Here is a 21,233-nt window from a genome sequence, read left to right as displayed (position 1 = left end):
TAGAGGAGGATTTCCAAATGGCAAATCATGAATTAGATCAATTACGTAAACAGGTAGATGAAATTAACTTACAACTATTACACCTTTTAAACAAACGTGGTGAAATCGTTCAAAAAATTGGAGAGCAAAAGCAAGTACAAGGTACGAAACGCTTTGATCCAGTACGTGAGCGTGAAGTACTTGATATGATTGCAGAGCATAACGAAGGACCATTCGAAACATCAACAGTTCAACATATTTTCAAAACGATTTTCAAAGCAAGCTTAGAGTTACAAGAAGATGATAACCGTAAAGCGTTACTAGTATCACGTAAAAAGAAACAAGAAAATACAATCGTTGATGTAAAAGGTGAATTGATTGGAAACGGAACACAAACGTTCATCATGGGACCTTGTGCAGTAGAAAGCTTAGAGCAAGTTCGTCAAGTAGGGCAAGCGATGAAAGACCAAGGCTTAAAATTAATGCGAGGTGGTGCATTCAAACCGAGAACATCTCCATACGATTTCCAAGGTTTAGGAGTAGAAGGACTTCAAATTTTACGTCAAGTAGCAGACGAGTTCGACTTAGCGATTATTAGTGAAATTTTAAATCCGAACGATGTTGAAATGGCATTAGACTACGTTGATGTAATTCAAGTTGGCGCACGTAACATGCAAAACTTCGATTTATTACGAGCTGTAGGTAAAGTTAACAAACCAGTATTATTAAAACGTGGATTAGCAGCAACAATTGATGAGTTCATTAACGCAGCGGAATACATCATTGCGCAAGGTAACGATCAAATTATTCTTTGTGAGCGCGGTATCCGCACATACGAAAGAGCAACACGTAACACATTAGACATTTCTGCAGTACCAATTTTAAAGAAAGAAACACATTTACCAGTTATCGTTGATGTAACACATTCAACTGGACGCAGAGATTTATTATTACCAACAGCGAAAGCGGCACTTGCAATTGGCGCAGATGCAGTAATGGCTGAAGTTCATCCAGATCCAGCAGTTGCATTGTCAGATTCTGCACAACAAATGGACATTCCAGAATTCCATAGATTCATGGATGAGTTAAAAGGTTTCAAAAATAAATTATCTTAATTCCATATCATATATGCGTTGAAGAGGAAACAGTAGTGCTTATCTCACTGTTAAAGAGAGCTGATGGCTGGTGTGAATCAGTACAAAGGTAAGCATGAATTACAGCCTTGGAGCATCTTTCTCGACAACTTATGGAGGGGAAGACGGTCAAACGATCGTTAAAGAAGAAGAGAGGTAGACGACAGTTGTCTACAACTAGGGTGGTACCGCGATAAACATCGTCCCTACTGAGCGCTCAGTAGGGACTTTTTTGTACAAAAAAATAGTAAAGGGGCAAGAGAAATGAGATACATTACAGCTGGAGAATCACATGGACCGCAGTTAACAGTTATTTTAGAAGGTGTACCAGCAGGTTTGACACTTACGGCGGAACATATTAATAAAGAATTATTAAGAAGACAAAAAGGTCATGGACGCGGAAGACGCATGCAAATTGAAACAGATACAGTTGAAATTGTAAGTGGTGTTCGTCACGGGATGACACTTGGATCACCGATTACGTTAATCGTAAAAAATGATGATTTCAAACATTGGACGAAAGTAATGGGTGCTGAGCCAATTTCTGAAAAAGAAAGTAAAGACATGAAACGTACAATTACAAAACCACGTCCAGGACATGCGGATTTAAATGGAGCAATTAAATATGGTCATCGTGATATAAGAAACGTATTAGAGCGCTCATCTGCAAGAGAAACGACAGTTCGTGTAGCTGCTGGTGCAGTTGCAAAACAAATTTTAAGCGAATTAGGCGTAAAAATTGCAGGACATGTTCTTGAAATTGGTGGAGTAAAAGCAAAACATATTTCAAACTTACCGATTGAAGAAATTCAAACGATAACTGAAAACTCACCAGTTCGATGTTTAGATAAAGAAGTAGAGCAAGAAATGATGGATGCGATTGACAACGCAAAAAGTACCGGAGATTCAATCGGTGGTATTGTGGAAGTTATTGCAGAAGGTATGCCTATTGGCGTTGGTAGTTACGTTCATTACGATCGTAAATTAGATGCAAAACTTGCTGGTGCAATTATGAGTATAAATGCATTTAAAGGTGCTGAAATTGGCGTAGGTTTTGAAGCGGCAAGACAACCAGGAAGTAAAGTGCATGATGAAATTCTGTGGGATGAAGAAAAAGGATACACGAGAAAAACGAATAATGCCGGCGGTTTAGAAGGCGGTATGACAACAGGTATGCCAATTGTCGTAAGAGGCGTTATGAAGCCAATTCCTACATTATACAAACCGTTAGCAAGCGTTGATATTGATACGAAGGAAGCATTCCAAGCTAGTATTGAAAGATCTGATAGTTGCGCAGTACCAGCAGCGGGTGTAGTAGCTGAATCTGTTGTAGCATGGGAACTTGCAGATGCACTAGTCGAACAATTCGGAAAAGATCGTATGGAATTATTAAAACAAAACATTATGCAACACAATAACTACGCAAAAGAATTTTAATAAAAAGGTGGGTTTAACGTGCAAGTAAAAGATCAACTATCATCATTACAACCATATAAACCAGGTAAATCACCAGAACAAATGAAAGAAGTGTACGGAGATCATTCGTTTGTGAAATTAGCATCGAATGAAAATCCATTCGGTTGTTCACCGAGAGTTTTAGAAGAGTTGCAAAAATCTTGGTTGGAACATGCTTTATATCCTGACGGAGGTGCTACGACGCTCCGTCAAACAATCGCGGATAAGTTGCATGTGCAAATGGAACAAGTACTTTGTGGTAGTGGTTTAGATGAAATCATTCAAATAATAAGCCGCGCCGTATTACGAGCGGGAGATAACATTGTAACAGCAGGTGCAACATTCCCGCAATACCGTCATCATGCGATTATTGAAGGCTGTGAAGTGAAAGAAATTCCTTTAAATAATGGTGTATACGATTTAGACGAAATTTTGTCAGCGGTAAATAATAATACGAAAATCGTATGGATTTGTAATCCGAACAACCCGACGGGCACATATGTGAATGAGCAAAAATTAACTCAATTTATTGAAGGCATTAGTGAAAATACGTTAATTGTCATTGATGAAGCGTACTATGAATACGTAACAGCAAAAGATTTCCCTGAGACATTACCGCTTTTAGAAAAACATAAAAACATTCTTGTACTTAGAACGTTTTCTAAAGCATACGGATTAGCTTCTTTCCGCGTTGGATATGCGATCGGACAGGAAGAGCTAATTGAGAAATTAAATGTCGTACGTTTACCATTTAACGTATCTTCATTAGCGCAAAAAGCAGCTACGATTGCTTTTGGTGATAACGAGTTTATTGAAGAAATAGTTCACGTGAATACAGAAGGATTACAGCAATACGAGAGTTTCTGTAAGGAAAACGAAATACCATTTTATTCGTCACAAACTAATTTCATCTTCTTACCGGTAGAGAATGCTGGAGAGATTTATGAAGCTTGTGCACATGCAGGGTTTATTATTCGTCCATTCCCAAATGGTGTCCGTATTACAGTTGGAACAAGGGAGCAAAATGAAGGAGTGATTTCAGTGTTAAAACAACACTTTGAAAACAAAAAAAGTAAGTCTCGAGATGAGGCAAATGCGTAAAAAGGTAGTATTAATTGGAACAGGTTTAATAGGAGGCTCTCTCGCCTTAGCAATTAAGAAAGAGCACGATGTAACGATAACAGGGTACGATATATTTCAAGAGCAAGTAGAGCGTGCAAAAGAATTACATGTAGTAGATGAAGTAGCAGTTGATTTACAACATGCATGTGAAGAGGCACATTTAATTATTTTTGCTTCTCCAGTTGAAGAAACGAAGAAGCTATTACACAAACTTGCGTCATTCCGTTTACGAGAAGATGTTATAGTGACTGATGTTGGTAGTACAAAAGGGTCTATTATGAACGAAGCGGAAGCTTTATTTTCAAAGGAAGTTTCTTTCATTGGGGGACATCCGATGGCGGGTTCTCATAAAACGGGAGTTGAAAGCGCAAAGGCGCATTTATTTGAAAATGCATTTTACATTTTAACACCGATGAATCATATACCAAATGAACAAGTGGAAGACCTTAAAGTATGGTTAAAAGGAACAGGATCTCATTTTCTTGTTTTAAATACAGAAGAACATGATTATGTAACAGGGATTGTTAGTCATTTCCCGCATCTTATCGCAGCAGGTTTAGTAAAGCAAGTTGAGAAACATGCAGGAGATAATCCGCTCATTCATCAACTCGCTGCGGGAGGTTTCAAAGACATTACACGTATCGCATCTAGTAGTCCGAAAATGTGGAGTGATATTGTAAAGCAAAATCGAGAGCATTTAATGGTATTATTAAAAGAGTGGATCTCTGAAATGGAAGGTTTATATAAGACAGTTTCTACCGGAGATGCAGGCGAGATTCAAAACTATTTTGCAGATGCGAAAGAATACCGTGATTCTTTACCAGTAAGAAAGAGTGGTGCAATTCCTGCCTATCACGACTTATACGTTGATGTATTAGATAAGGTGGGGGCATTGGCTCATATTACGAGTATTTTAGCGCGCGAGGAAATTAGTATTACGAACTTGCAAATATTAGAAGCGCGTGAAGGACTGCTTGGGGTATTACGTATTAGTTTCCAAAGGGAAGAAGATCGTATGAAAGCAAAGCTAGCGCTTGGAGAAGAAGAATACCAAACTTATGAAACAATTTAAATGAGAAGGTGAAAAACGTGAAAGAAAGAACAATACAACCTGTTAATAACGGATTGAATGGCAATATTACAATCCCAGGTGATAAATCCATTTCACACCGTGCTGTTATGTTCGGTTCGATTGCAGAAGGGAAAACAACAATTAAAGGTTTCTTGCCCGGTGCAGACTGTTTAAGTACTATTTCATGTTTTAAAGAAATGGGAGTAGAAATTACGCAAAACGGTGATGAAGTTACTGTAGTTGGTAAAGGATTAGAAGGTTTACAAGAACCGAAAGCTGTATTAGATGTTGGTAATTCTGGTACAACAATTCGATTAATGTCAGGTATATTAGCTAACACACCATTTTTCTCTTGCGTACAAGGTGATGAGTCTATCGCAAAAAGACCGATGAAGCGTGTAACAAACCCATTAAAACAAATGGGTGCAAACATTGACGGCAGAGAAGAAGGAACATTTACACCGCTAACAATACGTGGCGGAGATTTAAAAGCAATTGAATATATTTCTCCTGTTGCAAGTGCACAAGTAAAGTCAGCTATTTTACTTGCAGGTCTTCGTGCAGAAGGTGTAACAGCTGTTACAGAACCACATATTTCACGCGACCATACGGAAAGAATGCTTGAAGCATTTGGTGTTAAAGTAACTCGCGAAGGGAAAACAGTGAAGCTGTCAGGTGGACAAAAATTAACAGCAACAGACATTCAAGTGCCAGGTGACGTATCATCAGCAGCATTTTTCTTAGTAGCAGGTGCAATCATCCCAAATAGTAAACTAGTATTACAAAATGTAGGAATGAATCCAACTCGTACAGGTATTATTGATGTTTTAGAGAAAATGGGTGCTACGTTCACTGTAGATCTAATTAACGAAGGGGCATCAGAACCAGCTGCAAATATTACAATTGAAACATCTTCATTAAAAGGAATTGAAATTGGCGGAGATATTATCCCTAGATTAATCGATGAGATTCCTGTAATCGCATTAGCGGCAACGCAAGCGGAAGGAATTACAGTAATTAAAGATGCACACGAATTAAAAGTAAAAGAAACAAATCGTATTGATACAGTCGTTGCTGAGTTAACGAAACTAGGAGCTCGCATAGAAGCAACTGATGACGGCATGATCATTTACGGAAAATCAGCTCTAAAAGGCAATACAGTAAATAGTTATGGTGATCATCGCATCGGAATGATGCTTGCGATTGCTGGCTGCCTGGCAGAAGGAAAAACAATTATTGAAGATGCAGAAGCAGTAGGTGTATCATATCCTACATTCTTTGATGAACTTCAAAAGTTAGCTAAATAATAAGGATGGAAAGCAGATACGTGATGTATCTGCTTTTTTTGTTAAAACGTCTTTCTAATTTCACTTACCGAACTATAATAGAAAGAATTGTGATACAATTCAAACAGGGAATGGAGGAGAATTATATGAATGTCATACAATTAAAAGAAGATAAGTCCAGAGAAGCATTACGTTTATCAGAATACGCTTTTCAATATAAAGTAGATGAGGAACGATTACAGCAGCAACTTACAAAGATGAAGGAAAGTCATGAAATATACGGCATTATGGAAGGGGAAGACTTAGCAGCAAAACTACATCTTATTCCGTTTCATATTTACATAGGTAAAGAAAAATTTAAAATGGGTGGCGTTGCAGGGGTAGCGACGTATCCTGAGTATAGAAGAAGTGGGTATGTAAAAGAGCTACTTCAACATTCACTTCAAATAATGAAAAAAGATGGCTATACAGTCTCTATGTTACATCCATTTGCGGTTTCATTTTACCGTAAATACGGCTGGGAACTTTGTGCGAATTTAGTCATATGTCATATGACTAAGAGCGATTTAGTGATGAAAAAACAAGTAAATGGCACTGTGAAACGTTTCAATAAAGAAAAGCATCCAGAAGAGGTCGAAAAGCTCTATGAAGTATTTGCAGAACGTTTTTCAGGTATGCTAGTTCGAGAGAAGAACTGGTGGTTACAAGCGGTTTATGATGATTTAACATTAGCGATTTACTATGATGAAAATAAAAAGGCAGCAGGTTACATGTTATACAAAATAGAAAACTATAAAATGACAGTAGAAGAATTTGTACCACTACATAATGAAGCACGAAATGGTCTGTGGAACTTTATTTGCCAGCATGATTCTATGATTAAAGAACTTGAAATGACAGTAAGTGAAAACGAACCGTTGTTATATTCATTGCAAGAGCCACGCGTGAAGACAGAAATAAAACCATATTTTATGGGAAGAATTGTAGATGTAGAGCAGTTCTTAAAACAATATGAGTTGAATTGGAACAATGTACAGCAAGAAGTGATCCTACACATTACAGACGCATTTGCTCCGTGGAATAACGTAACAGTGAGACTTGCAAATCATGAAATAACAATTGTAGAAGAAACAACGGAAAAAGGAATAAAACTGGATATAAATGCACTATCGGCAATAATGTTTGGTTATAAACGCCCATTAGAACTAAATGAACTTGAATTAATTAGTGGAAGTGACGAGGCAATACGGTCAATTGAGAATCTAGTACCAGTGCGTAAGCCATTTATTTATGATTTCTTTTAATTTATATGTATGAAGGTGGGCTATCCTAAGTGGAATTTCGGGATAGCTTCCTCTTATATTGTGAATTTCTTTCGGTAAGTCAATATATCATGAAAATCGCTGATATAATTAGAGTTGTGCCAATATATCCAGAAAGTCGTTCATATAATTTCATTCACAAATAGAGGATAAAAAATCACAGCTATACTTTGTCACGCACTTGACTTTTAATTCATGTAATTTATAATAAAAAAACGGAATGAATTTTCATTCCTGGAAATTGAGGTGGAAAAATGGCTAAAAACAAACAAGAGGATATTTTTGATGCTGCAATACAACTTTTTGCAGAACGAGGTTATGATGGTACAACAATTCCGATGATTGCTGAAAAAGCAAAAGTAGGCGCAGGTACGATCTACCGTTATTTTGAAAATAAAGAAGCGCTTGTTAATTCTTTATTTACGAAAAGTGTTTTACAACTATCAGAATTAATAAAAAATGATTTCCCGGTCGATGCAAATATTCGTGAACAGTTTAGCCATACATACAACCGTTTATTTGAATTTGCGAGACAAAATGCAGATGCTTTTCTTTTTACAAATTCTCACTGTGATAGTTATTTTCTAGATGAACATAGCAATGAAATATTCGAGGACTTCATGGGTTTCTTCATGAACTTGATTGAAGATGGAATCGAAAAAGGTTTGCTTCGTCCATTACCACCAATTGCTTTAATTATTATTGTATATCAACCAATTGAAAAATTAATTAAAGTAATGGAAACAGGGCAGTTAGAATATACAGATGAATTGGTAAAGGAATTGGAAGAAAGTTGTTGGAATGCTATTAGAATCATTTGATTCTATAGCGTTATAAGGATAGGAATGAACATTCATTCCGAGAGAGGTATGAAAAAGAATAACAGGAGATGATAACTCTTTATAACTAAAGGAATGAATATTCATTCCGATTCACCTAGTTTAATAAAGTTAATTAATAAATTAATAGAATGATAGGAATGAACGTTCATTCTGGAAAGTGTTTTCAAAAGATTAGGAATGAATATTCATTCCACATGTGAATTTTATAATGGGAGATGATTCAAATGAGCAAGTTAAAAAGTTGGAGAAGTTTATCTTTTCTATTATGGATAGTTATTACTATTACAATGGTCGTAACGATGCCTAATATGGATAAATTAGTGAAGGAAAAAGGGAAAATTACAATCCCTAATACAGAACAAAGCAGCATTGCTGACAAGATGATTAAAGAGATGGATAAAGAAGGGGTTGAAAAGTATGAAATTATAGCCGTTTTTAATAGTGGCAATAAGGCAGCTTTAACAGATGAACAAAAGAAGGAAATAACAAAAACGATCAACGCCCTGCAAAATGAAAAAGTGCAATTAGGAATTAAGGAAGTTGTTTCGCATTTAGATAATAAAGACTTGGAGAAACAATTAGTTTCTAAAGATAATACGACTATTTTAACGCAAATATCGATAGATAAAAAACATGGTGAAATATCAAGGGTTTCAAATAATCTGCATGAAAAGGTGCAAACGAAAGGAGTAAAAACGTATTTAACAGGAAGTGACTTAATAGCGGGTGATTTTCTTAAATCCTCTCAAGAGGGAGTGAAAAAGACAGAAGTTATTTCAATCATTTTCATTCTTGTAGTATTAATCCTCGTATTTCGTTCACCAGTTGTTCCGATTGTTTCTCTTCTTACAGTCGGTGTGTCGTATTTAGTTTCAATGGGGATTATTGCTCAGCTTGTAGATCAATTTAATTTCCCATTTTCAAACTTTACACAAGTGTTCGTAGTCGTCGTCCTCTTTGGAGTAGGAACAGATTATAATATTTTATTATATACGAGGTTTAAAGAAGAATTAAGTAAACAAGAAAATGCATTTTGGGCCACGAAAGAAACATTTAAATCGGCAGGTAAAACCGTATTATATAGCGGTATAGCGGTGCTAATTGGTTTTGCATCACTTGCGTTAGCAAATTTTAAATTATATCAATCTACTTCAGCGGTAGCAATTGGTGTTTTAGTATTACTACTCGTATTAACGACTTTAAATCCATTTTTCATGGTGCTTTTAGGAAAAGGAATGTTTTATCCAGTTAAAACATTTAAAGGTCATCAGGATAGTCGCTTATGGGGATTCTTTGCGAAAAACTCAGTAGTAAGGCCATTTGTCGCTTTAATCATCGTATTTGTAATATCGATTCCTTTCATATTAAAATACTCTAATACACTAAATTACAATGATTTATTTGAAGTAGATAATAAGTATGAATCAAAGATGGGTATTAACGTAATAGAGGATCATTTTCCGCCTGGTTTCTCTTCACCGAGTACATTAGTCATTCAATCTGATAAAAAGCTGGATGAAGGAACTTCTCTACAAATTTTAGACGAATTAACTGATAAAATTTTGAAAGTTAAAGGTGTATCAGAAGTATATGCACCAACACGTCCAACTGGTGAGAAGATAAAAGAATTATATTTAAATAAGCAAGCGGGAGAATTGAATACAGGATTAGGAGATGCCGATGGTGGCATAAAGGAAATTAATGATGGATTAACGGATGCGAAAAATAAAATGGGAAGTAATGATTCAAATAGTCTTGCGAATGTTCAAAAATTAATTGATGGAACGAACGAGGCGAAAAACGGGGTATCAGCATTAGGAACAGCTTTACATCAATTATCAAATGGCATAAACGACGGTGCACAAGGGGCACAGCAAATTGAGAGTGGCTTAGCTTCAGTAAACGAAAATATAAATGTTCTATCTAATGCAACGTCGCAGCTGCATGCTGGTTATGCACAGTTAGAAAAAGGTTTAAGCTCTTACGATCAATACTTCGGAAGTATTTCTCAAGCAATTGATGGTGCGAAAAAGGGATATGAACAAATTGAAATGTTAATGACCAATTTCGTTCAAACGAAACCAGAACTAGCGAATGATTCAAACATACAACAAACGATAGGGATTGCTAAAGAAGCTCAAAAACAATTAAATATACTTTCAAAAGAATTAAATCAATTAGCAACGCAGCATAAAGCAGCGATGAGTTCATTTAAAGAAGCGAATCAATCGTTACTGAAAGTGGATAACGGCTTAAAAGAAATGAACAATGGAATTAATAAGTTACAAAAGGGAGCAGCGGATCTTAAAAATGGATTAAATGAAGGTTCTGCAGGTTCAAAACAAATTGCGAATAAATCAGCTGAGTTACAATCTGGATTAACGAAAATAAACGATGGGCAAGGGCAACTTTTAACGGGCCTTAAAGACCTGCAGGAAAAGATGGGGCAATTACAATCTGGTTTATCTAAAAGTACAGAAGGGCTTGGAAAAGTAAGCAATGGCCTGCATGACGCGCAGAAATATTTAGGGGAGCTCAATGAATCGAAAAGCTCTGAGAAGTTTTATATTCCAAAAGAAGTGTTAGAGGGAGACGATTTCCAAAAAGCATTGAACACGTACATGTCACAAGATAGAAAGATTGCTAAAATGACCATCATTTTAGATGTAAATCCGTATTCAAAAGAAGCAATGCCGATTATTCAAGAAATCAATAAAACAATCGAGGGCACTGTAAAGGGAACGGAATTAAAGGATGCGAAAACAGCAATTGGCGGAACAACAGCTAGAAACGTTGATTTAAAAGAAGTAACGGGGCAAGATTTCTTACGTACAGCTACGATTATGTTAATTGGAATTGCGATTGTATTACTTGTAATTACACGTTCATTATTAAATACAATATTTATTATTGGCTCATTACTATTAGCGTACTTTGCATCGCTTGGTATAAGCGAACAAATTAGTGCACATGTATTACATGTAGAGTCATTAAGCTGGAATGTTCCATTCTTTAGCTTCATTATGATTGTCGCTTTAGGAGTGGATTATAGTATTTTCGTAATGATGCGCTATAACGAGGTAGAAGGGGATTCGGTAACGAAAATTATAACTGCATCTCGTCATATAGGAGGAGTTGTATTATCAGCGGCGCTAATTTTAGTAGGGACATTTGCAGCATTAATCCCTTCAGGTGTATTAACACTTATACAAGTAGCATCAGTTGTTGGCGTTGCACTATTACTATTAGCTTTAATCGTGATGCCGATATTGTTACCTGCTTTAATGGGATTAACGAGTAAATTGAAGAGTTATAAAGAAAAGATAATAAATACGAAATAAGTGAAGACTGTAGGGGATGATTTCTCTACAGTTTTTCTATATATAAAATTTCGAATGAAAAATGAATCCAATGTATTACAGAATGAGAAGTGAATGGTTATATGAGAAAGAGGTCGATGATATACATACAATAGCTAGGGGAATGGATAAAAACTATCCGATTTCATTATAGAAAGGTAATCAACCGTTGCTATTCATCCAGCTTCTACTATATAATAGCTATAGTCTACAATAATTGAGTCGTAATATGCGATTTTTTAAGACAATCGGTGAGAAAACGCTGAAATAAGCGGTATTAGTAGGAGGACACAAATGATTACAGTAAGTAACGTTAGTTTGCGTTTCGCGGATCGCAAATTATTTGAAGATGTTAACATAAAATTCACGCCAGGTAACTGCTACGGTTTAATCGGAGCAAACGGTGCTGGTAAATCAACATTTCTAAAGATTTTATCTGGAGAAATTGAACCATCAACAGGTGATATACATATTACGCCAGGTGAGCGCCTAGCAGTATTAAAACAGAACCACTTCGAATATGAAGAGTTCCCAGTATTAGAAACAGTAATTATGGGTCACACGCAACTTTACAAAGTAATGCAAGAGAAAAATGCTATTTACATGAAAGAAGACTTTAGTGATGAAGATGGAATGCGTGCTGCAGAACTTGAAGGTGAGTTCGCTGAGCTTAACGGTTGGGAAGCTGAGTCAGAAGCTGCAATCCTTCTAAAAGGTCTTGGTATTGGTGAAGATCTTCATGACAAAAAATTATCAGAATTGACTGGTGCAGAGAAAGTAAAAGTATTACTTGCTCAAGCATTATTCGGTAAACCTGATATTCTATTACTAGATGAGCCTACCAACCACTTGGACTTAAAAGCGATTCAATGGTTAGAAAACTTCTTAATGAACTTTGAAAATACAGTAATCGTTGTATCCCATGACCGTCACTTCTTAAATAAAGTATGTACGCACATGGCTGATCTTGATTTCGGTAAAATTCAACTTTATGTTGGTAACTATGACTTCTGGTATGAGTCAAGCCAATTAGCTTTAAAATTAACACAAGATGCTAATAAGAAAAAAGAAGAGAAAGTAAAAGAGTTACAAAACTTCATTGCACGCTTTAGCTCAAACGCATCTAAAGCGAAACAAGCAACTTCTCGTAAAAAATTATTAGATAAAATTACATTAGATGATATTAGACCATCATCACGTCGTTACCCATTCGTTGGCTTCACACCTGAGCGTGAAATAGGAAATGACTTATTAACTGTTGAAGGCCTTTCTAAAACAATTGATGGCGAAAAAGTGCTAGATAATGTGTACTTCACTTTAAATAAAGGTGATAAAGTTGCATTTATCGGTCGTAACGATATCGCGATGACAACATTATTTAAAATCCTTATGGGTGAAATGGAGCCAGATAGCGGTTCATTCAAATGGGGTGTTACAACATCTCAATCTTACTTCCCAAGAGATAACTCTAAGTACTTTGAGAACAGTGACTATAATTTAGTTGATTGGTTACGCCAATTCTCTCCACAAGATGAGTCAGAAAGCTTCTTACGTGGTTTCTTAGGCCGTATGTTATTCTCAGGTGAAGAAGTTAAGAAGAACGTTTCTGTATTATCTGGAGGCGAAAAAGTTCGTTGTATGTTATCTAAAATGATGTTAAGTGGTGCGAACGTAATCACACTTGACGATCCAACGAACCACTTAGACCTTGAGTCTATCACTGCATTAAACAACGGTTTAATTGCTTTCAAAGGTACAATGTTATTCACATCTCATGACCATCAGTTCGTACAAACAATTGCAAACCGCATTATCGAAGTAACACCAAACGGTGTAATCGATAAAGAGGCAACTTACGATGAGTACTTAGAAAATGAAGAACTTCAAAAACAAGTAGATGCAATGTACAAAGGTCAATAATATATCATGAAAAAACTCGCTCTTTTTAGAGCGAGTTTTTTTGTCGAGAAAACATAACACCACTGCTGGGGTAAATGAATAATTATTCAAATATAATATTAGTGAACATGAGGATTTTTCATGTATGGAAGAGATGTAATGACTTTAAGATTTAGTTGAAGCAGGGGAATGTAAGGTGAGCAATATAATTAAATAACATTATTTTGTCATGTGAAATATGTACCAAAATTGGAGATAGAATAGTTTGCGAATGAGTTTATAAAGGTATATAGTATGGGATGTCATAATTAGTGGATGAATCTTGGGAGCAAACAGGAAATGTTACAAATTTATTTTGTTAAATAGAAACCAAGGTCAAAATGTTTAAAAAGAAATAGTTGAATAAATACTAGCTTCAAATTATAATTACTAATATTCTTCATATAGTTAAATAAAGATAATCTATTTGAAGAAGAAAATTTGAATAGAGAGACAGACTTATAAAAAATAAGCCTTGGATGATTAAAAGAGGTGGAGAAATGAAACAGTTCTTATTAAAGAGCAAAAGTGTGTTAAGCAATCATTTTGGATTCTTTCTGTTTGCCGTTATTTTATTGTGGCTCAAAACGTATGCAGCCTATGTAACGGAATTTAATTTAGGAATTTCAAACACAATCCAAAAATTCTTGCTGTTTTTTAACCCGCTTAGTTCAGCAGTTCTATTTTTAGGACTTGCATTATTTGCAAAAGGGAAACGATCTTATATTTGGCTAATTGTCATCAACTTGTTATTGTCGATTCTTTTATACGCAAACGTAGTATACTATCGCTTTTTCAGTGACTTTATTACGTTCCCGACATTAACACAAACGAATAACTTTGGAGATTTAGGTGGTAGTATTCTTGCGTTGCTACATCTTTATGATCCACTATACTTCTTAGACACGATTATATTAATTGTGTTAGTCGCAACAAAATTTGCAAATCCAAAACCAATTCGTGTTGCGAAGCATAAATTATCTCTAGTATTTGTAGCAGGTATTTTATTATTCAGTGTTAACTTAGGTCTTGCAGAATCCGACCGTCCTGAATTATTAACAAGAACATTCGATAGAAATTATATTGTGAAATATTTAGGGGCATACAACTACACAATTTACGATGGTATTCAAAGTGCGAAAGCATCAACAGAACGAGCATTAGCTGATGGGGATAATATGACAGAAGTAAGAAATTATTTAACATCAACTTATGCAAGTCCAAATCCTGAGTATTTTGGTAAAGGAAAGGGAATGAACGTAATTTATATTCATTTAGAGTCATTCCAAAACTTCTTAATCGATTACAAATTAAATGGTCAAGAAGTTACACCGTTCTTAAACTCATTTACAAAAGATGCGAATACACTATACTTTGATAACTTCTTCCATCAAACAGGACAAGGGAAAACATCTGATGCGGAGTTTATGTTAGAGAATTCAATGTTTGGTTTACCGCAAGGTTCTGTCTTTACAACGAAATCTCATAATACGTATCAATCAGCACCAGCTATTTTAGGACAACAAGGATACACATCAGCAGTATTCCACGGTAACTACAAAACATTCTGGAACCGTGACGATATTTATAAATCATTTGGTTTTAATAAATTCTTTGATGCGTCATACTATGATATGAATGAAAAAGATGTAGTAAACTACGGATTAAAAGATAAACCGTTCTTTAATGAATCTATTCCGTTATTACAAACGTTGAAACAACCGTTCTATACGAAGTTTATTACGTTATCGAACCATTTCCCTTATCCAATCGATAAGGCAGAAGCAACGATTGAACCAGCGACAACAGGCGATTCATCAGTAGATACGTACTTCCAAACAGCACGCTATTTAGATGAATCTGTAAAAGGTTTCATCGATTACTTGAAACAATCTGGTTTATATGATAACTCAATTATCGTTATGTACGGAGACCATTACGGTATTTCAGATAATCATAACGCAGCAATGTCAAAAGTAATGGGTAAAGAAATGAACTCATTTGAAAATGCACAGTTACAACGTGTGCCTTTAATCGTTCGTGTACCAGGAGTGAAAGGTGGCGTACAACATCAATATGGCGGTGAAATTGACGTTCTTCCTACGTTATTACACTTACTAGGTACAGATACGAAAAACTATGTTCAATTCGGTTCAGATTTATTATCACCAGAGCATAAACAAGTCGTTGCGTTCCGTAACGGTAACTACGTAAGCCCAACTGTTACTGCACTAAACGGCAAATACTATGATACAACAACTGGAAAACCTGTAGAATTTACAGATGAAATAAAGAAAAATGAACAAATGGTTCAAAACTCACTAAAATACTCTGACCAAGTCGTAAATGGTGACTTATTACGATTCTACACACCGGAAGGATTCACTCCAGTAGATCGTTCGAAGTATAACTATAACAATCGTGATAAAAACAAAACGAAGGTAAAAACGACTCCGGAAGGGGAAGCTAAATAATAAAAGGCGCTATTCATATGAATAGCGCTTTTTATTTGTAAATATACCATCATTATTAGACAGAACTAGCTGTTGCTTTTTGTTTTGCTTTTCCGAAGAAAACTACACCGACGATGATAATAATGATAAATGCCCATTTAATGAAAGGGTTACTTTCGAAAAATCCAGCAAACCATTTCTCATCTACAATCATTTTTGCAGCAGTATAAGCTAAAACCGCTGCTCCAATCGTAATGATGACAGGAAAACGATCCACCCATTTTAAAATCAATGTACTGCCCCATACGACTACAGGAATAGAAACTAATAGACCAATGATTACTAAAGAAAAGTTACCATGGGCAGCTCCTGCAACAGCGAGTACATTATCAATGCCCATTAACGCATCAGCGATAATAATGGTTTTAATAGCAGACCAAAATCCTTCTTCGGCTTTAATATCATGATTTTTACCCTCAGCAATCAACTTGTAAGCGATCCATATAAGAAGTATACCGCCAATTAGGAGTAAACCAGGTATTTTTAATAACCAAACGACAACTAAGGTAGCGAGGGCTCTAATAGCGATTGCCCCGACAGTACCCCATATAATAACTTTTTTTTGTTGGTCTTTCGGTAATCTTCTTGCTGCTAATCCAATTACGATGGCATTATCTCCGGCTAACACTAAATCGATTACAATGATGGCAAGCAAGGCAGACAAATATTCAGATGAGAGAAACTCCATATACATATCACTCCTTATGGTTAATATGTGCTAAAGTGTTGATAATATAAAAAGGGTTGAAATTTTATATTCAATCCATAATTTCTTACTATATTTTGATAAATCTGTTTTAATTTCGTATAAGTCGCTTTTGCAATCTTTTTTGTTTTTCGATTCTTTTTCTTAATTTTCGATTCATCTTTTTAATACGGTTTTCTTTTCTACTATCCCAGTTATCACTTCTGATTTCATTAATAGATGTATCTTCCTTAGCGCGAAAACGCCTTACTTTTTTTACGAAGGAAAGGGGAATGTTGCCGATAACACCTTGTTTTTCTAACGAATCCTCTTTATCTAGACACCAATCAGGATGAGATAATAAATAATCGAAATCAAATATTATCTCGTATTTTTTATCCATATATGTATACCATTCATCTAAAGTACACTTATTTTTTGTATGTAAATATATTGATCCATCAGTCATAGCACAGCACCAATAGTCAAAATAGCTCCATAGTACCCATTCTTTCGGTACATCTAGTGTTAAAATTACCATTTTTGAATTTGTTCTACCCCAAGCTTTATGATTTCGATTTGGGTAATTATTTGCTTCCCAGACCCAAATAGGATAGTTACCTTCGTAATGAGGCAATCTTGTTTTAGCAACGCGCACCATCCAGTCATATGAATATAAATCGTCTGGATCGATGAATTCTTTATTACCTTCTAAATAACCAAGTTTCTTAAATTGTTTCCAAGCTTCTTCAGTTTGTACTGTATATACGATCATATGGCACCTACTTATTTAAACTAAATTTTAGTATAACATGTGATTTTGAATTTTTATTGATATTAGAGAAGGGGGAATTTGAGTCGAATATACGAAGAGTAATTCCCAAAACGACAAAAAGACTTGATTCCCAGCTAAAGGGAATCAAGTCTTTTCATTACATACGATTATCATGCCAGAAGTTTAATGGGAAATGTTCGTTCTCATTATATGCTTCTAATTCATATCCTTTTTCTTTCAGTCCTTTAATAATTCCAGGTACTGCTTTTACTGATTGTGGATGAATATCATGCATAAGGATAACTTCTGTTGGATTTGTAGCACCATGTAACACGTTCTCTACAATTTTAGCAGATGCAGCATCAACTTGCATTTTGTTGTATTTCCAGTCTAAAGAATCAATTGTCCAATCCCAAACTTTTAAGCCATTTTCTACAACTTTGTTGCGAAGAGCTTCGTTTAATCCTGGCATAGAGCCGTAAGATGGACGAGTTAATACTGGTGATTTACCTAAAACACCAGCGATTAAGCCTTGGTCTTCCTTCATTTCATCTACGTAATGACCTTCTGTGTAAAGTTTCTTGTAGTTATGAGTCATACTGTGCATCCCAACGTAGTGGCCTTCAGCATCTTCGCGTTTTACAAGATCAGGGAAAGCTTTTACGTTTGAACCAATTAGGAAGAATGTTGCTTTTGCATTTTCTTTCTTTAACATATCTAAAAGCTCAGCTGTGTATTTTCCAGGACCATCATCAAATGTTAAATAAGCGACTTTTCTAACTTGCCCGTTATAATGTTTAGGAGCTTCTTTCGGAGCAAGAGATGTTTGAATCTCACTTACAAGTTGAACAGATTTTGCTTCATCCTCTGTACTAGCTAGAGCAGTATGTACTGATCCCAAAGCCGCTTCGTATGTGAATAATACCCCCGCACAAACTAACATAGCCCTTTTTACTAAAGTTGTCATTCGAATTCCATTGTGCATAATTTTCCTTCTCTCTATAAAAGTTCTACTCTACTATATTAGCAATTATAGGTAGGGAAATGCAAAAAAACTTTTTTACAAGTGTAAAAAAGTTTACTCAAAAGTATGCAAGATTTTATATCAATTGCAGTTTTGAAAAATAGGATGAATTTAAACTTTATTATTTAAACTTTCAATCATCAAATTTAAATCTTCTAATAAGGATGCATGCGCTTTTTTAGGAGAACCTGTATCAAAGGGAGGCTGAGGGTCGTATTCTAACATGAGTTGAACTGCTTTGCTTTTTTCATCTCCAAATTCCCAAGCTATTAACTGAAGGGCCATATCAATACCTGCAGATACACCAGCAGCTGTTATAATTTTTTCATGGCGCACGAATCTCTCTTCAGTTGGAATAGCTCCGAGAGAACGAAGTAAGTTAAAACAGCTCCAATGACTAGTAGCATTAACACCATTTAGTAGACCAGTAGCACCTAAGATTAAGGAGCCCGTACATACAGTTGTAGTCCACTTTGTCGTTTTATGTATTTGGAGAATCCAATTAAGAGTTTCTTCATCCTTCATAAGTTGTGTAAAGTTTGGTGGACGACATCCGGGAATAATAAGAATATCTGCTAAAGTAATTTCATTAAAATTGTAATCAGCATGTAAATAGCCCATTTTCGAATCTAATTTTATTAATCCCTTCGTTTTAGCAACAAATTTTATGTTGTTGTTGCTTTCTGCAGCAAATACTTCGTATGGACCAATAGCATCTAATGCAGTAATTCCATCATAGAGCATAATAACGATTTCCATTAAAACCTCTCCTTTATTTGTTACGAATTGAATCTAGTAACGATAAGGAAGATAAAATTATTGAATATTCTTTTATCGTTACTTTAAATATACTATACCTCTAATGTGTATCGCTTAGTGCAACTATGTCAAAGGTGTGACGAAATCTATGAATAGGTTCATTTATTTTGAAAAGATGTATTCACTTATTTAATGGGTAAAAGTTTAATTTACTTGGAATTTCTATTAAAAACGATATGCAACTTTCACAGAAAGAAGAAATGAAAAATATAGTACTTAGGCTAAAGTCTTAAAACGAAAGGAGACTAATCATACTTTCGTATCATTTCATTTTCATTCCAATTATTGATTCGAATATTTTTGCTTTTTATTAAAATATTGGTAAAGAAACAATTACATGAAAAAAGGAGTGGGAATATGGATAATTATATTTGCACTACATGTGGAGTACAGTATCCCGAAAATGAAGAAGCACCTTCTCGCTGTAAAATTTGTAATGAGGAAAGACAATATGTTAATCCAATTGGGCAGTCATGGACAACATTAGAAACGATGCAAGATAGCAATTTATACAAAAACGAAATAATAAAAGAAGAAAGCGGTTTGTATAGCATTACTACTAAACCTAAATTTGCGATTGGACAAACAGCATTTTTAATACAAAGTAAAACTCTAAATGTTATGTGGGATTGCATTAGTTATTTAGATGATAAAACGATACAACGTATATATGATTTAGGTGGTATTCAAGCAATAGCACTTTCTCATCCACATTATTACTCTACACAAGTTAAATGGGCGGAAACATTCAATGTACCTATTTATATTCATGAAGATGATAAAGAGTGGGTGGTTCGTCCGAGTAAGCAAATTAAATTTTGGTCTGGGGAGCATCTGATATTATCGGAAGAACTTACATTGCATCGCTTAGGAGGCCATTTTAAGGGCGGAACTGTTATACATTGGAAAGACGGTAATGAAGGGAAAGGCATTTTGTTATCAGGTGATATTATACAAGTAGTTTCGGATCGAAAATGGGTAAGTTTTATGTATAGTTATCCCAATCTCATTCCATTACCAGCGAATAAAGTTAGAGATATGGCAGAGAAGGTAAAAGATATCCAATTTAGTCGACTATATAATGCATTTCATGGTGTGGTGGAAGATGCGAATAAAGCTGTACAAAGATCTGCTGATCGGTATATAAAGGCCCTGCAAGGAGAACTATTTCATACGTAATAGCTTGTAATTCATCTCTACATTTATATAACTAATTTTATATGAATTTTATACTAAAGTCCTATTGTTTATTAACTAATAGGTCTTTCAACTTAGGAAGTTCACACTAATGAGGGATGTTAAAGGGAATATATGTAACCTATACTAATTACTATAAAGCTTTGGAAAATGAAAAGGAGGAGATTTGCATGAAGAATTGGGTTCAATTTAGAATTGCAAGACCAACAGATAAATTTGAAGAAGTGATAAGTTTTTATGAAACAGGATTAGGTTTAAAACGTATAGGGGAATTTCACAATCATGAAGGATATGATGGGGTTATGTTTGGTTTACCAGATGAAGAGTATCATTTGGAGTTTACTACACATGTTAATGGAAGTCCATGTCCGGCACCGACAAAAGATAATTTACTAGTTTTTTATATGCCTAATAAAGATGAAATTGAAAAGATAGTGAATCGATTAAGTAATATGGGCTATCATGAGGTGGAACCAGAAAACCCGTATTGGATAGAGAAAGGAACCACAATAGAGGATCCAGATGGTTGGAGAATTGTGCTTATGAATGCATCTGAATAAGGAAACTATTTTCATATGAAATAGAGTGTAACAAAATGATTTAGACATAAATCCCTACAGTGTTTGTAGGGATTTTTATATAAGAAGATCTTATTGAGAGAGTTATTAAAATGTAGAAAGTATTTTGGCTGAGAACAAATGTAATAAACATA

General features: G+C 35.1%; 16 protein-coding genes and 1 other annotated feature. Of the genes, 12 read left to right on the top strand and 4 right to left on the bottom strand.

Annotation, left to right across the window (positions count from 1 at the left end):
- Positions 1-17: 17 nt before the first annotated feature.
- The 10 genes from QCI81_RS01785 (at position 18) to ltaS (ending at position 15,982) form a co-directional block, all read left to right on the top strand.
- Positions 18-1,094 carry a bifunctional 3-deoxy-7-phosphoheptulonate synthase/chorismate mutase gene (locus QCI81_RS01785; protein WP_001273575.1) on the top strand — a complete coding sequence of 359 codons (1,077 nt, stop codon included), beginning with the start codon at positions 18-20 and terminating at the stop codon, positions 1,092-1,094.
- A 9-nt stretch (positions 1,095-1,103) separates the two neighbouring features.
- Positions 1,104-1,323: a binding site (T-box leader), on the top strand.
- Positions 1,324-1,376: 53 nt separating this feature from the next.
- Positions 1,377-2,549 carry a chorismate synthase gene (aroC, locus tag QCI81_RS01780; RefSeq protein ID WP_071732051.1) on the top strand — a complete coding sequence of 391 codons (1,173 nt, stop codon included), beginning with the start codon at positions 1,377-1,379 and terminating at the stop codon, positions 2,547-2,549.
- 18 nt (positions 2,550-2,567) lie between these two features.
- The gene (gene hisC, locus QCI81_RS01775; protein ID WP_071732052.1) at positions 2,568-3,668 is read left to right on the top strand and encodes a histidinol-phosphate transaminase; all 1,101 of its coding nucleotides are present in this window, start codon (positions 2,568-2,570) and stop codon (positions 3,666-3,668) included.
- Positions 3,661-4,761 carry a prephenate dehydrogenase gene (gene tyrA / locus QCI81_RS01770; RefSeq protein WP_071732053.1) on the top strand — a complete coding sequence of 367 codons (1,101 nt, stop codon included), beginning with the start codon at positions 3,661-3,663 and terminating at the stop codon, positions 4,759-4,761. Before hisC ends, tyrA begins: the two co-directional genes overlap by 8 nt.
- 17 nt (positions 4,762-4,778) lie before the next feature.
- Positions 4,779-6,068: a 3-phosphoshikimate 1-carboxyvinyltransferase gene (gene aroA, locus QCI81_RS01765; RefSeq protein WP_000664630.1), complete on the top strand. Its 1,290-nt coding sequence runs from the start codon at positions 4,779-4,781 to the stop codon at positions 6,066-6,068.
- 125 nt (positions 6,069-6,193) lie between these two features.
- Positions 6,194-7,351 carry a GNAT family N-acetyltransferase gene (locus QCI81_RS01760; RefSeq protein ID WP_071732054.1) on the top strand — a complete coding sequence of 386 codons (1,158 nt, stop codon included), beginning with the start codon at positions 6,194-6,196 and terminating at the stop codon, positions 7,349-7,351.
- Between the two features lie 272 nt (positions 7,352-7,623).
- A complete protein-coding gene (locus QCI81_RS01755; RefSeq protein ID WP_001107290.1) occupies positions 7,624-8,190 on the top strand; it encodes a TetR/AcrR family transcriptional regulator in 567 nt (188 codons plus the stop codon).
- Between the two features lie 245 nt (positions 8,191-8,435).
- Entirely contained in the window at positions 8,436-11,552 is a 3,117-nt protein-coding gene (locus QCI81_RS01750; protein ID WP_071732055.1) for an MMPL family transporter, read from the top strand.
- Positions 11,553-11,864: 312 nt separating this feature from the next.
- On the top strand, positions 11,865-13,490 hold the full coding sequence (locus QCI81_RS01745; protein WP_000633860.1) for an ABC-F family ATP-binding cassette domain-containing protein: 1,626 nt from the start codon (positions 11,865-11,867) through the stop codon (positions 13,488-13,490).
- A gap of 518 nt (positions 13,491-14,008) precedes the next feature.
- Positions 14,009-15,982 (top strand): lipoteichoic acid synthase, encoded by a 1,974-nt coding sequence (gene ltaS / locus QCI81_RS01740; RefSeq protein ID WP_029442622.1) that lies wholly within the window; start codon positions 14,009-14,011, stop codon positions 15,980-15,982.
- Positions 15,983-16,037: 55 nt separating this feature from the next.
- Here ltaS and QCI81_RS01735 read toward each other — a convergent pair whose 3' ends face one another.
- The 4 genes from QCI81_RS01735 to QCI81_RS01720 all read right to left on the bottom strand — a co-directional run bounded on the left by QCI81_RS01735 (position 16,038) and on the right by QCI81_RS01720 (position 19,264).
- Complete coding sequence (locus QCI81_RS01735) at positions 16,038-16,709, bottom strand: TerC family protein (RefSeq protein ID WP_000395169.1); 672 nt, start codon at positions 16,707-16,709, stop codon at positions 16,038-16,040.
- A 109-nt stretch (positions 16,710-16,818) separates the two neighbouring features.
- Entirely contained in the window at positions 16,819-17,481 is a 663-nt protein-coding gene (locus QCI81_RS01730) for a DUF3841 domain-containing protein (RefSeq protein WP_000637700.1), read from the bottom strand.
- Positions 17,482-17,638: 157 nt separating this feature from the next.
- Positions 17,639-18,466, bottom strand: a complete 828-nt coding sequence (locus QCI81_RS01725) for a peptidoglycan-N-acetylglucosamine deacetylase (protein WP_000551449.1) — start codon at positions 18,464-18,466, stop codon at positions 17,639-17,641.
- A gap of 150 nt (positions 18,467-18,616) precedes the next feature.
- Positions 18,617-19,264, bottom strand: coding sequence for a DJ-1/PfpI family protein (locus QCI81_RS01720; RefSeq protein ID WP_071732058.1), 648 nt, complete (start codon positions 19,262-19,264; stop codon positions 18,617-18,619).
- 417 nt (positions 19,265-19,681) lie between these two features.
- On the opposite strand from QCI81_RS01720, the gene QCI81_RS01715 reads away from it, so the two are divergent.
- Together QCI81_RS01715 and QCI81_RS01710 are read left to right on the top strand one after the other, a co-directional pair.
- On the top strand, positions 19,682-20,503 hold the full coding sequence (locus QCI81_RS01715; protein WP_071732059.1) for an MBL fold metallo-hydrolase: 822 nt from the start codon (positions 19,682-19,684) through the stop codon (positions 20,501-20,503).
- 188 nt (positions 20,504-20,691) lie between these two features.
- Entirely contained in the window at positions 20,692-21,081 is a 390-nt protein-coding gene (locus QCI81_RS01710; protein ID WP_000800670.1) for a VOC family protein, read from the top strand.
- The last annotated feature ends 152 nt before the right edge of the window (positions 21,082-21,233 follow it).

Source organism: Bacillus cereus group sp. MG20 (assembly GCF_040459885.1).
In the GTDB taxonomy this organism is placed as follows: domain Bacteria; phylum Bacillota; class Bacilli; order Bacillales; family Bacillaceae_G; genus Bacillus_A; species Bacillus_A cereus.
The sequence above is the reverse complement of the archived record's forward strand: the minus strand, read 5'-3'. Positions and strand labels throughout refer to the sequence as shown.

What these genes read in the sequence shown, in the direction of transcription:
- tyrA (WP_071732053.1), top strand. Translation starts at nt 3,661, where the DNA reads ATGCGTAAAAAGGTAGTATTAATTGGAACAGGTTTAATAGGAGGCTCT.
- ltaS (WP_029442622.1), top strand. Translation starts at nt 14,009, where the DNA reads ATGAAACAGTTCTTATTAAAGAGCAAAAGTGTGTTAAGCAATCATTTT.
- QCI81_RS01750 (WP_071732055.1), top strand. Translation starts at nt 8,436, where the DNA reads ATGAGCAAGTTAAAAAGTTGGAGAAGTTTATCTTTTCTATTATGGATA.
- QCI81_RS01745 (WP_000633860.1), top strand. Translation starts at nt 11,865, where the DNA reads ATGATTACAGTAAGTAACGTTAGTTTGCGTTTCGCGGATCGCAAATTA.
- QCI81_RS01785 (WP_001273575.1), top strand. Translation starts at nt 18, where the DNA reads ATGGCAAATCATGAATTAGATCAATTACGTAAACAGGTAGATGAAATT.
- QCI81_RS01760 (WP_071732054.1), top strand. Translation starts at nt 6,194, where the DNA reads ATGAATGTCATACAATTAAAAGAAGATAAGTCCAGAGAAGCATTACGT.
- QCI81_RS01730 (WP_000637700.1), bottom strand. Translation starts at nt 17,481, where the DNA reads ATGATCGTATATACAGTACAAACTGAAGAAGCTTGGAAACAATTTAAG.
- QCI81_RS01725 (WP_000551449.1), bottom strand. Translation starts at nt 18,466, where the DNA reads ATGCACAATGGAATTCGAATGACAACTTTAGTAAAAAGGGCTATGTTA.
- QCI81_RS01755 (WP_001107290.1), top strand. Translation starts at nt 7,624, where the DNA reads ATGGCTAAAAACAAACAAGAGGATATTTTTGATGCTGCAATACAACTT.
- QCI81_RS01720 (WP_071732058.1), bottom strand. Translation starts at nt 19,264, where the DNA reads ATGGAAATCGTTATTATGCTCTATGATGGAATTACTGCATTAGATGCT.
- QCI81_RS01735 (WP_000395169.1), bottom strand. Translation starts at nt 16,709, where the DNA reads ATGGAGTTTCTCTCATCTGAATATTTGTCTGCCTTGCTTGCCATCATT.
- aroC (WP_071732051.1), top strand. Translation starts at nt 1,377, where the DNA reads ATGAGATACATTACAGCTGGAGAATCACATGGACCGCAGTTAACAGTT.
- QCI81_RS01710 (WP_000800670.1), top strand. Translation starts at nt 20,692, where the DNA reads ATGAAGAATTGGGTTCAATTTAGAATTGCAAGACCAACAGATAAATTT.
- QCI81_RS01715 (WP_071732059.1), top strand. Translation starts at nt 19,682, where the DNA reads ATGGATAATTATATTTGCACTACATGTGGAGTACAGTATCCCGAAAAT.